Source organism: Faecalibacillus sp. (genome assembly GCF_047023275.1).
GTDB lineage: Bacteria > Bacillota_I > Bacilli_A > Erysipelotrichales > Coprobacillaceae > Faecalibacillus.
On the sequence record NZ_JBKYAR010000014.1, the window covers coordinates 1 to 12,594 of the forward strand.

Here is a 12,594-nt window from a genome sequence, read left to right on the forward strand (position 1 = left end):
GACTAGTGCCCACTTATAATAACATCTCTTACCCTATTCGTCAACAGTTTTTTACTAATTTTTTTATATTTTTTTATCTGTTATAATATCATCTAATGGAATATCAAATTTTTCAGGTTGATAATGTTTCATATATTGAAATGAATAAGCCAGTCCAATGGTTAGTGCTTTAAAATCTTTAAGATAACGATCATAATATCCTCCACCATAGCCTAAGCGATAATAATTTTGATCATATCCTACAAGAGGAACAATCATTAAATCTAGAAATTCTTTATTAATTTCTTCTTTTTCTATTGGCTCATCTATTCCATATTTGTTTTTAACCATTTTTTCTTGAAATAAAGTAAAATACATTTCTTTACCACGAACTATGGGAACATAAAATTCTTTTTGAGTTTTAAATTCTTCTATTAATTTCCACGTGTCCACTTCATGTTTATAAGATAAATATATTCCTATTTTTTTACTTTTAATAAAACGTGGATCTTTTTTTAACTTTTCTATAATGAAATGAGATTGTTTTTGATAATCATCAAAAGCCAATCTCATTTGTATTAATTGTTTACGTAATTGTTTTTTATCCAATTCCATTTTCACCAAAGTCCATTTTAATCAATTGATTTAACTCAACAGCATATTCCATTGGTAATTCTCTTGAAAATGGTTCAATAAATCCCATAACGATCATTTCTGTTGCATCTTTTTTAGAAAGACCTCTAGACATTAAATAGAAAAGTTGTTCATCCGAAATTTTAGAAACAGTTGCTTCATGTTCAATTAAAGAATCATTATTTCTAGCATAATTTGTTGGTACTGTATCACTTGTTGAAATTTGATCTAAGATCAATGTATCACATTCAACTTTACTCTTAGCGTTGATTGCTTTTGGATTATGTTGTACTAAACCACGATAGTTTGTTTTTCCGCCATTTTTAGCAATAGACTTAGAAACAATACTACTTGAAGTATTTGGTGCCAAATGAATCATTTTAGCCCCAGAATCCATAATTTGATTTTCTCCGGCAACAGCAATCGTAATACAAGAACCTTTAGCTCCTTCTTCCATTAAAACACAAGTTGGATATTTCATTGTAACAGCAGAACCAATATTTCCATCAACCCATTCCATTTGCCCATTTTTATAAACTTTAGCTCTTTGAGTAACTAAGTTTAAAATATTATTAGACCAGTTTTGAATTGTTGTATAACGACATTTAGCCCCTTCTAATACAACAATTTCAACAACTCCTGTATGTAATGAATCTTTTGAATAATTTGGTGCCGTACATCCTTCTACATAATGGATATCAGAACCTTTATCAACAATAATTAATGTTCTTTCAAATTGTCCCATTTGTTCAGAATTGATTCTAAAATAAGATTGTAAAGGTTTTTCTAGTTTTACTCCTGGTGGTACATAAATAAATGAACCCCCAGACCATACAGCTCCATTTAATGCTGAAAACTTATTGTCATTATAAGGAATAACTGTATCAAAATACTTTTTAAATAATTCTGGATATTCTCTTAAACCACTATCAATATCTAAGAAAATAACTCCTTTTTCTTGAACTTCTTTTAACATATTATGATAGACAACTTCTGATTCATATTGAGTTGTTACCCCTGATAGATATTTTTGTTCTGCTTCAGGAATTCCAAGTTTATCAAAAGTATCTTTAATTGTTTCAGGAACTTCTTCCCATTTATTTGTTTGTTTATCAGAAGGTCTAATATAATACGTATACTCATCGAAATCTACTCTGCTTAAATCTACACCCCATGTAGGCATTGGCTTTTTCAAAAAACAATCTAATGCCTTTAAACGATATTCCAACATCCATTCAGGTTCACCTTTAATTGCAGAAATTTCTCTAACAACATCTTCATTAATTCCTTTAGGTGTTTTAAAAACAGACACATCTTTATCAGGAATCATAGTTTCATCATTTTCCATGAGTTTCCTCCTTTTCACTTTCATCAATTAATTGCGTAATTCCTTTCCATCCAAGAGTTGCACATTTAATTCTATTGGCCTGTTTATGAGTGTTATAAAAAGCAATCGCTTCTTCTAATATTTCAGGATCATAATCTTTTTCAAAAATCATATTCATATAATTTTCAATAATAACCCTTGCTTCATCAATTGTTTTACCAATTAATAATTCTGTCATAATAGAAGTACTTGATGTACAAATTGCACATGCTTCTCCATCAAAGCGAATATCTTTAATCACTCCATCTTCTATTTTTGCTTGTATATCAATATTATCAATACAAGTTTCACTATCCATATTGACTTTTTTATAGCTATCGTCTTCAACTAATTCATGATTACGTGGATTTTCATAATGATCCATGATGATTTGACGAAGCATCATATTATCCAAAGAAGGCATCTAAAAAGTCATCCCCTTTCTTACATACTTCAATAAACTGATCTATTTCTTCTTTTGTATTGTAGAAATAGAATGAAGCTCTTAATGTTTGTGAAACATGTAAATATTCATCTAATATTTTTGCACAGTGTTGACCAGCACGAATTGCAATTCCATACGTATTAAATAAAGATGCTCCATCTTGAGAAAAAACATTTTTAATATTGAAAGCAATTGCTCCAACACCATTTTCATTGTAAATTTCAATGTTATCCAATTCTTTCATTTTTTCAACAGCATATTTTCTAAGCATTGCTTCATGTTCCTCAATATTTTTCATACCAATATTTTGTAAATATTCAATAGCACTGCCAAGACCAATAACACCTTCAATATTAGGTGTTCCTGTTTCAAATTTTGTTGGTGCATTTTTAAGCTTTACTAAACCACAGCTATTGTATCTTGCATTACTTCCTCCACCAAAACGTGTTGGTGTCATTTCTTCTAATAAATGATATTTTCCATATAATACGCCTACCCCTGTAGGTCCACACATTTTATGTCCAGAAAAAGCAAAGAAATCAACATCTAAATCTTGAACATCAACAGCATGATGAGGTGCACTTTGAGCACCATCAACACAAACAATAATGTCATGTTCATGAGCAAAACCACAAATTTCTTTAATTGGTGCTAAATATCCCAAAACATTTGTAATTTGTGCAATAGAAATAATTTTTGTACGTTCAGTCACTGCTTTTTTGACATTTTCTAAAGTAACTTTTCCTTCTTCATCTAAATCAATATATTTAATGATTGCTCCTGTATGCTTAGCCACTTCAAACCAAGGAAGAGTATTACTTGCGTGTTCTGCAAGTGTAATCAATACTTCATCTCCTTCTTTTAAATGTGTCATTCCATAACCAAAAGCCACCATATTTAAACTATCTGAAGAACCATAAGTATAAACAACTTCCTCTGGTTTACAATGAATAAAATCAGCAACAATACTTCGAACATGTTCAAATTTTGTATCTACTTCATGAGATAAATCATAATCTCCACGATGCGCATTTCCAGAATAATTTGTTAGATAATCACAAACACTGTCGATCACACATTGTGGTTTTAAGGTTGTTGCTCCATTATCTAAATAAATAAGAGGTTTTCCATGCATAGTTTTTTTAAGCATTGGGAAATCTTCTCTAATTTTTAAAACATCTATCATTATAGTCCCACCTTTTCTTTCAAAACATCTGAAAATCTTTCTTTTAAAGATTCCACACTAATAAATTCTAGAACAGGTAAGAAATAACCATAAGTAACTAAATGCATGGCATCTTGTTTAGAAAGACCTCTAGACATCAAATAATAAAGATGATCTTCATCAATCTTTCCAACACTTGCTCCATGGCTTGCTTTAACATCATATTCATCTATATATAAATATGGATTAGCTTGTGCTTTGCATCCTTCATCAAAAACTATAATTTTATTTGTTTGATGTGTATCAGATCCTGACATACCTTTATAAATACGTCCTATACCATCAATAATTAAACTAGCTTTTGATTTAACAATTCCATAGTTATCCATATCACCATATGTATGTGGTGCTAAATGTTCTAAAGTCATTTCATAATGCTTATTTTCTTTTTCTTTACTTAAAGATGCTAAGCGAAGTTTAGCACTAGCTTCTTCTTCTAGTAAGCGATATTTTATTTTTGATAAAGTTGTATAATCTGTCAATTCTACATAAGCGCAAGATACTCTTGAATACTTATAGACATCAACATTTTCATTTAAATCTAATTGAATGTCTTGTTGACTGTTTTTTTCAACATATCTTAAAACTTCACTAGATTCATTAACTTTTATATTTTTTGTATAAGAACAAGATTTTGATGCTTCATACATCTCTACAAGATCTACATGTAAACGATCTTTAATTTCAATATCAAATTGATAAGTTCCTTCTTCTGTAACCTTATATATAATTTGTACTTTAGCATCTTCATTAATTTTTAAAGTTTGATTTTGAATTTGAATATCTTGTTTAAAAGATGTTTCTTTAACACATCCATTTTCAAGTACAAGATAATTGTCAATATCTGCTAATCTACTCATTATTTTGCTTTAACCTTATTTCCACAGCTACCTAAAACAATTGGTTGCTTGTCTTCTTCAGTTTCAAAATCAAAACCTAGTTCTTTGACCCAATGATAACCTTCTTTATCAATACGATCTATTAATTCTTGCCCTCCACTTAATACAATCTTTCCATCTACTAATATATGAACATGACTAGGTGGTACAAGTTCAAATAATCTTTCATAGTGTGATACCATCACACAACCAAATGAATCTGATTTCATATCATTAATTGCTTCAGATACAATTTTTAAAGCATCAACATCTAAACCAGAATCAATTTCATCTAATAATGCAAATTTAGGTTTTAATAATTTCATTTGCAAAATTTCATTTCTTTTCTTTTCTCCACCAGAAAAACCTTCATTTAAATAACGATGTGCTAAATTTTCATCCATTTTTAAATCAGCAATATTTTTATCTAATTCTTTAATGAATTTAAATAAAGATACTGGTTTTTCTTGATGTGCATTGAGTGCAGCTCTTAAAAAATCAGAAGTAACAACTCCTGGAATTTCTTGAGGATATTGCATTCCTAAAAAAATTCCTGCTTTCGATCTTTCATCGACTGACATTTCTAAAACATTTTGTCCATCCAAGTAAATACTTCCCTCTGTTACTTGGTATTTAGGATTCCCCATGATAGCTGATAATAATGTAGATTTACCATTACCATTAGGTCCCATTAATGCATGTATTTCTCCTGTATTGATTGTTAAATCAATTCCTTTTAGTATTTCTTTATCATCAATACAAACATGTAAATTTTCTATTTTTAAAGTTGACATAAATCAAGCCCCTTTCTACCCACAACATTTTACTAAAATGTCAAAAAAAAAACAATCAATGTGATAATCTTTTGTATTAACAATTTATATTATATCCAAAATATGGTATATTATTTAAACAAAGGAGTGATAATGTGAAATTTCTGAAATCCTTATTTCAAGTCATATCATCTAAAAAAATTACACAAACCCTATTAAACTTACTTATTTTATTTTTGATTGTTCTTTTATTAGATATCACAAAAGAAGTATGGGGTGGCGCTTTTGGAATTTTTTGGAAGATTATAAAACCATTCTTTGTGGCTTTTGCAATTGCTTATGTTTTAAATCCACTGATTGAATGGGTGCAAAAATACGTAAAAAAACGTGGATTATCCTTAATTATTGTTTATGTAGGAATCATTGCTTGTTTAATACTTATTTTATCACTAGCAATTCCTCTTGTTATTAATAGTGTAACTGATTTGTATCCTGCATTTGAAGATGGTTTAATTTTTATTTCAAGATTTGTACAAACTCATCTAGGTTTCAATATTTCTGAAATGACAACTTATATTCAAACCGAAGCTTCTAAACTTTTACAAGATATGACAGTTATTAATACTACTTTTGATGTTTTAAATTCTGTTATTGTTAAAATTGGTAATGGTTTAATTTATTCAATTCTTGCTATCTATATGTCAATGAAATTTGACAATATGAGAAACGCTATTAACTATTTTGCTGGAAAGTTTGATGAAAACTTACCTATGTATTTAAAAGAAATCAATATTTCTTTAATAGAATACATAGAAGCATTTGCTTTAAGTGCCCTTATCCAAGGACTTACAACAGCCTTTGTTTATTTAGTCATTGGTCATCCAAACTGGATCTTACTTGGTATTTTTTCGGCCGTCAGTTCGGTAATTCCTTATGTAGGTCCTATTGTTGCCAATTTGTTAGGTATTGTAACTTCGATTACAATGGGAACAACGAAACTGGTTATTTTATTAGTTCTCATCTTTATTCAATCTAATCTAGTCCCTTATGTGATTCAACCAAAAATCTATTCATCAAAAATAGATTTATCAATCATGTGGGTCTTATTTGGAATCTTAACTGGTTCAACACTATTTGGTGCATGGGGAATGATTATTGCCATGCCATTACTTGTAACTATTAAAATTAGTTATCGTGTTTATCGTCAACATAATCCACAGCCTAAAAATGCTTAGCAATTGCTAAGCATTTTTTATAACATATTACAAATAATCACTAACAAAATAAAAAGCACTAAAACAAGCGTAAAAGAATTTTCACACTTCATATAAACCCCTCCTTATACATTCTTTTAGTATAAATTATGTAATAAATATGTTTGACCGTGTGTTTTTGCCCATAATATTGAAATTAATGGAAAAAAATAGTATACTTTTTAAGTCTACAAAAAGGAGGAAAACTATGAAATTTAAAAAATGTGCTGCCTTATTACTTGTAAGTAGCTGCCTTTTAACAGGATGTACAACTTCAGCTAAAAAAGTTGACTCAAAATATGTTGTTGCATCTCTAGAAAAAGGAAGTAAAACAAAAAATATCTTTGCTGATAATTTATATAAAGATATTATTGATAACTCAAGTAATAACACAACTGTCTTTAATGCTGTATTACAAAATTTAGTTGATCAAAAATTCCCTGTCAATGATGATATGAAAGAAGATGCTGCTACAATTATCAAACAAATTAAAGCTGCATATAAATCTAATTATGGAGATAATTATAAAGATTCACTAAATCAAGCTTTAACATCTGCAGGCTATAAGAATTTATCTGAATATCGCCAAAGAATGATTAAACAAATCCAATATGCTAATTTCTTATTAGATTATATTGATGATCATTTTGATGATGTCTTTAATGATTATTATCAACAATGTTCTCCTAAATACGTAAGTTTAATCAAACTTTCTGTATCTGATACAAGTGCGCCTACTGATGATGAAACTTCTAAATTAAACGAAGTCAAAGAATTAATTAATAATACTGATAAATCATTTGGAGATATTGCTCAAGATTATTCTGATGATACAACATCTAGTAAAAAAGGTGCATTAGGTATTGTTGATAGTAAAGATACTTCAGGAATTGCTAATAGTTATGGTAATGATGTTTTTAATGCTATTGAATCTTTAAAAGAAGGTGAAGTATCTGATGTTATTACTGGTGATGATGGTTATTATTTTGTAAAAGTAACAAGTGCAAACAAGAAAACTTTAAAGAAAGATTTAAAGAAAACAGATATTGATTCACCTTTATTAGCTTATGATGATTATTTACAATATATTGTTTTCGATTCATATAAAATCAAATATAAAGATAAAGATATCAAAAAAATCGTTCAAGATGTTGTTAATAAAGCATTAGAAGAAAGAAAAACAGAAAGAGGTGAAGCCTAATGAATTCATTAAAAGATAAGCTTTACCAATATAGATTATTGATCATTATCGTATGTGTATGTCTTATTGGTGGTTGTGGTTATGGCCTTTATAAAAGTTTCAACAAAAAAGATGATTCCTATGTAACTCATGTTCAAAATGGTGATTCAACAGTAGCTAAAACTGCTGATATCACAATTACTAAAGATGACTTATATGAATATTTCTTAGATAATGATGGTACAAATATGACTTTAAATAGTGCTATCAATTATGTTGCAGATCAAGAAATTACTGATAAAGATGCTATTAATGCTAAAGTTGAAGAATTAAAACAACAATATCTACAATACACTGGATCAAGCGACTTAGATACTTATGCTAAAAGCGCTGGTTATGAAGATGAAGCTGATTTTGTTAAACATACTTTAAAACCAAATGCTAAGCTTCAACTTCTTCAAGAAAAATATGTTGAAGATAATTTTAAAAGTTTATTAAAAGAATATAAAGTAAAATATATTAAATACTTTACTGTTGATACTGAATCACAAGCATTAAAAATCATTAAAGAATGTACAAGTGAAGATGTATTTACAAATTATTTTAATGAAAACAGTGGTACAGATGCTGGATTAGTTACAAAAGAATCTAGTAGTTTAGATTCTAAAATCATTAAAAAATTAGATAAATTTACTAAAGATGGTATTTATGCTAAAGCAATTAAAACATCTGAATCTAAATACGCAATTGTATGGGTTTATAATACAGATAAATCTAATTTAAAAGATGAAATTAAAGAAAGTTTAACATCTATTTCTGATTTTTCTACAAAATGCGAAACTTATTATTTAAGAAAATATAATTTTGATGTTTATGAACCAACTATTAAAAGTAAAATAAAAAAATCTTCTAAAGATTATTTTGAATAAGGTCTCGACCTTATTCTTTTTTTGTTTTAAAATAAAGCTATGGAGGAAAAGAAAATGAGTAACTGTATTTTTTGTAAAATAATCAATAAAGAAATTCCTGGGAAAATTGTTTATGAAGATGACACTTGTATTGCTTTTTTAGACTTATCGCAAGCAACATATGGTCATACACTTGTTATTCCTAAAAAACACTTTGAAAATATTTTAGAAGTTGATCCAGAAACATTAGCGCATATTATGCAAGTCACTCAAAAACTTGCTAAACAAATTGTTGAAAAATTAAATGCTAAAGGATTAAATATTCTAACAAATACAAATGAAGTAGCTGGTCAAACTGTACATCATTTCCATGTTCATATTTTACCTAGATATGATGAAAAAGAACTTGTTATTGAATTTAATGATCATAGTCAAGATGTTGATCTAGATGAAGTTTATCAAAAAATTGTAAAATAAAAAGATGGTTTTCCATCTTTTTAAAATAAAGAGAGTTGTTCAAAGTCATGAACAGCTTTCTTTTTTATCGGTGCTTTTTCTTCAAATTCTTGTAAATATTCGAAAATTTCCGAATAACTACACATCATTTGATACTCTTGACACTTTTTAAAGAAAAGATTCATTAAATCTCTGTTATGTGGACTATTTAACGTATATTGATCATTATAAGTCATTTGATATCTTTCTTTCATACCAGGAAATAAACGATCTAACTGCTTATAATAATATTCCCTACTACCTTCTCTTAAAGTAACACCCATACCAAAACAAATAATACCTTTAACTCCTGCTTCATGACAACTTTTTAAAATATTTAAAATATTTTCTTGATCATCATTAATAAAAGGCAAAATCGGTGTTAACCAAACAATTGTAGGAATACCATTTTTATGAAGTTCTTTTAAAACTTCTATCCTTCTTTTAGTTGTACAAACACCTGGTTCTAATTTTTGACATAGTTCTTCATCAAAAGTTGTAAGTGTCATTTGCACAACACACTTTGTTTTTTGATTAATTTTCTTTAATAGTTCTAAATCTCTCAAAACTAAATCAGATTTAGTGATGAGTGTTACCCCAAAATGATAACGTTCTATAAGTTCTAAGGCTTTTTGTACATGTTTAAGTTCTTTTTCTAAAGGCATATATGGATCACACATAGAACCCATTTGGATCATACATTTTTTTCTTTTATGTTTTAGGCCATTTTCCAATAGAGAAAGTGCATTTTCTTTGACTTCTATATCTTCAAAGTCATGGTCAAAATGATAACATTTGCTTCTTGAATCACAATAGATACAACCATGCTGACAACCCCTATATAAGTTCATTGTATTATCATTAGATAAAATTCCTTTTACTGATTTATAATGCATATTACAACCCCCATTGATTATTATTTTAACATAAATTAAAAGGATAAGTTTGTCATATTTCAAAAAATACATTAAAAAAATGGATTTAAAAAACGATTTTATATTTCAAAAATCGTTTATTTCTTCAAAATTCTTTTAATTTTGTAATAAAGTGTTCTCATATAAGGTATCTCAAATAAATATGCTGGATGTTCCCAATAAATATACATAATCATGACAAAGTAAACAAAAACACCCACAACAACTGATAAAATAAGAGGTAAGAAAACTCTATGAGTTAACGTAAACAGACCATAATAAACTCCTAAAACAATACCTCCCATTATTAAAGAAGCAATCAAAGGAATAACATATGTTCTTTTAATTTCTTGTTTATAACCAATTTTTTGACGTAAAGCTTTTTGGTTTAAATAGCATACTTGAAGAGCATATGTACAGTTACCAAATACTAAAACATAAACGCCTAAAGGTGTAATAAATAAAAGAATTGCAATAATAATAATATGACATAAAAGTGAAAACGCCGCATTTTTTAAAGGTACATTTACTTCTCCTAAAGCTTGTAAAATACCATTTGTAAGTGTTGATAAACCATAAAAAATAATTGCTGGTGATCCAAGTGCTAGTAATAAAGTAGCAGTCATAATAGTTGCCTTTTGTGGAAATAAAACACCCATAATTGGATATGATAATACCGCCATTCCAACAGCCGCAGGAATTAAAATTAGCATTGTTACAGATAAACCAGATGTAATATGTTCTTTTGCTTCCTTAACATTTCCAAGCGCCCAAGCAGACGAAATAGAAGGAATAGATGCTGTAGACATAGCTGATGCTAAAGCAACTGGTACATTTTGTAAAACAATATATTTTCCTGCATATACCCCATAATTTGAAATATATGTAATTTTATCAATATGATGAAATGATTGAGCAAAATAGAAGATATACATATCGATCGTAGTGACTAAATTATACACACAAGTTGCTAAAATAATTGGTGCAATAATATGCATAATCATTCTAAAAATATCTTGATATGAATCTACTCGTTCACTCGCTTCTGCATCACTTTCTTCAACAAAAGTATTTTTCTTTTTTAAATACATAAAAATCATATAGATCAATCCAACAAGAACTCCTGCACCTGTTCCTAGTGCTGAACCTGCTGCTCCATATGAACCTACTTTCGTCGCATTAACTCCAATATAAGGTTGAATAAAAATATATGCAGCTAATAAAGCAACAACAGCATTAAAAATTTGTTCAATAATTTGCGAAACAGAAGTATAAACTGTTGTTTTATGTGCTTGAAAGTATCCTCTAAATACACCAAGTAATCCTGATAAAAAGATTGTTGGACATAATACTCTAAGTGCTGGTACTGCATTTACATCAACAATAAATGGTGCCAAAATAAATAATAAAATTGCTGCACTTCCAGCAATAGCACATACATAAATAAAGACACATTTTAATATTCTTTTAACATTTTTATATTCTTTTAACGCTATTTTTTCTGATATCAATTTTGAAATAGCTGTAGGAATACTATATGACGAAATCAATAAAACTAATGCATAGATATTATAAGCTGTTGAATAATAACCATTTCCTTCGTCTAAAATCATCGCTGTTAAAGGACTACGATATAAAAGTCCGATGATTCTTACCAAAATTCCTGCAAGCGCCAAAATTGATGCTTGTTTAACAATTGAATTAGAACGACTCATAACGACCTCTCTTTCCAAAAATCATTATAGCAAATATTATCATAAAACAAAATAAGTATTCTTGTATTCTCTTTTATTGATATTATTTTAAATAAGTTATTTCATCAATATTTGGTAATTTGAAATCAATATCTAGCTTATTTATTAAGTTTTGTACTTTATCATAATGTTCACTAGATCCTATCAACCCATAATAAATAACTGTCCCTTTTTTTATAATAATATAGGATAAATCATCATAATTAGCACCTTCATACCCAAAAGATATTTTTGTTTGCTCATTAACTATAAAATCTTTTTTAGCATGAAGCTCTCCTTTTGTTTGAACATATTTTTCATTTGCATAATCATTATTTTTCATATAATAAACAAAAAAATTATTTAAATCATAGACCTCTTCAAAATCTTGATATAAGATACATTGCATATATCTTAAAATACCATCTTTATTTGTTTCATCATAATCTTCTATTTCAAAGCCATAAGGAGCAAGACCATCTTCTTTATAATTATCAGTAAAATCATCTGTCCCATTTTCAATAATTTCTTGATAAACATCTTTATATAGATTTGCTGATACAACATTTGATTGTTGATAATCATCCATTGCTTCTTGAGAAACTTCTTCATTTTTAAAAGGATTCCATGCTCCTGAAATAAATAGATAACCTAAACAACATCCCACAATTAAAAATAAAATAATAATTATTTTTAATTTACCATGTTTTTTACTCATACTACTCCCCTTCAATAAAAAATACTCTTTTAAAAAAAAGAATTGAGTTTAATATATAAACATCAATCCTTTTTATACAAAATAATCAATTAAC

14 protein-coding genes are annotated in these 12,594 nt (G+C 28.0%); 4 read left to right on the forward strand and 10 right to left on the reverse strand.

Annotated elements, in window-relative coordinates:
- Window positions 1–63: 63 nt before the first annotated feature.
- The 6 genes from ACLVEP_RS06165 to sufC are packed head-to-tail and all read right to left on the reverse strand — an operon-like array spanning window position 64 to window position 5,320.
- A complete protein-coding gene (locus ACLVEP_RS06165; RefSeq protein WP_412583599.1) occupies window positions 64–588 on the reverse strand; it encodes a 5-formyltetrahydrofolate cyclo-ligase in 525 nt (174 codons plus the stop codon).
- Window positions 581–1,960, reverse strand: a complete 1,380-nt coding sequence (sufB, locus tag ACLVEP_RS06170) for a Fe-S cluster assembly protein SufB (protein ID WP_412583601.1) — start codon at window positions 1,958–1,960, stop codon at window positions 581–583. Before sufB ends, ACLVEP_RS06165 begins: the two co-directional genes overlap by 8 nt.
- Entirely contained in the window at window positions 1,950–2,402 is a 453-nt protein-coding gene (gene sufU / locus ACLVEP_RS06175; protein WP_318000164.1) for a Fe-S cluster assembly sulfur transfer protein SufU, read from the reverse strand. The genes sufB and sufU overlap by 11 nt, the downstream gene beginning before the upstream one ends.
- Window positions 2,386–3,609: an aminotransferase class V-fold PLP-dependent enzyme gene (locus tag ACLVEP_RS06180; RefSeq protein WP_412583603.1), complete on the reverse strand. Its 1,224-nt coding sequence runs from the start codon at window positions 3,607–3,609 to the stop codon at window positions 2,386–2,388. Before ACLVEP_RS06180 ends, sufU begins: the two co-directional genes overlap by 17 nt.
- Entirely contained in the window at window positions 3,609–4,508 is a 900-nt protein-coding gene (locus ACLVEP_RS06185; RefSeq protein WP_412583605.1) for a SufB/SufD family protein, read from the reverse strand. The genes ACLVEP_RS06180 and ACLVEP_RS06185 overlap by 1 nt, the downstream gene beginning before the upstream one ends.
- Window positions 4,508–5,320 carry a Fe-S cluster assembly ATPase SufC gene (gene sufC, locus ACLVEP_RS06190; protein WP_318000161.1) on the reverse strand — a complete coding sequence of 271 codons (813 nt, stop codon included), beginning with the start codon at window positions 5,318–5,320 and terminating at the stop codon, window positions 4,508–4,510. Before sufC ends, ACLVEP_RS06185 begins: the two co-directional genes overlap by 1 nt.
- Window positions 5,321–5,454: 134 nt before the next feature.
- On the opposite strand from sufC, the gene ACLVEP_RS06195 reads away from it, so the two are divergent.
- Complete coding sequence (locus ACLVEP_RS06195) at window positions 5,455–6,534, forward strand: AI-2E family transporter (protein ID WP_412583607.1); 1,080 nt, start codon at window positions 5,455–5,457, stop codon at window positions 6,532–6,534.
- A gap of 17 nt (window positions 6,535–6,551) precedes the next feature.
- On the opposite strand, the gene ACLVEP_RS06200 is transcribed toward ACLVEP_RS06195, so the two are convergent.
- Window positions 6,552–6,626: a YjcZ family sporulation protein gene (locus ACLVEP_RS06200; RefSeq protein ID WP_081919121.1), complete on the reverse strand. Its 75-nt coding sequence runs from the start codon at window positions 6,624–6,626 to the stop codon at window positions 6,552–6,554.
- Window positions 6,627–6,760: 134 nt separating this feature from the next.
- Here ACLVEP_RS06200 and ACLVEP_RS06205 point away from each other — a divergent pair, with 134 nt between their 5' ends.
- From ACLVEP_RS06205 to ACLVEP_RS06215, 3 genes are read left to right on the forward strand one after another with little or no spacing between them, the layout of a single operon-like run.
- Window positions 6,761–7,753 carry a peptidylprolyl isomerase gene (locus ACLVEP_RS06205; protein ID WP_412583609.1) on the forward strand — a complete coding sequence of 331 codons (993 nt, stop codon included), beginning with the start codon at window positions 6,761–6,763 and terminating at the stop codon, window positions 7,751–7,753.
- Complete coding sequence (locus ACLVEP_RS06210; RefSeq protein WP_412583611.1) at window positions 7,753–8,661, forward strand: hypothetical protein; 909 nt, start codon at window positions 7,753–7,755, stop codon at window positions 8,659–8,661. The genes ACLVEP_RS06205 and ACLVEP_RS06210 overlap by 1 nt, the downstream gene beginning before the upstream one ends.
- A gap of 54 nt (window positions 8,662–8,715) precedes the next feature.
- On the forward strand, window positions 8,716–9,117 hold the full coding sequence (locus ACLVEP_RS06215; RefSeq protein WP_318000157.1) for an HIT family protein: 402 nt from the start codon (window positions 8,716–8,718) through the stop codon (window positions 9,115–9,117).
- Between the two features lie 20 nt (window positions 9,118–9,137).
- Here the strand turns inward: ACLVEP_RS06215 and ACLVEP_RS06220 are convergent, their stop codons facing one another.
- From ACLVEP_RS06220 to ACLVEP_RS06230, 3 genes are all read right to left on the reverse strand, one after another.
- Window positions 9,138–10,031: an SPL family radical SAM protein gene (locus ACLVEP_RS06220; RefSeq protein WP_412583613.1), complete on the reverse strand. Its 894-nt coding sequence runs from the start codon at window positions 10,029–10,031 to the stop codon at window positions 9,138–9,140.
- Between the two features lie 116 nt (window positions 10,032–10,147).
- The gene (locus ACLVEP_RS06225; protein WP_412583614.1) at window positions 10,148–11,764 is read right to left on the reverse strand and encodes an oligosaccharide flippase family protein; all 1,617 of its coding nucleotides are present in this window, start codon (window positions 11,762–11,764) and stop codon (window positions 10,148–10,150) included.
- Window positions 11,765–11,846: 82 nt separating this feature from the next.
- Window positions 11,847–12,500, reverse strand: a complete 654-nt coding sequence (locus tag ACLVEP_RS06230) for a hypothetical protein (protein ID WP_412583615.1) — start codon at window positions 12,498–12,500, stop codon at window positions 11,847–11,849.
- Window positions 12,501–12,594: the final 94 nt, after the last annotated feature.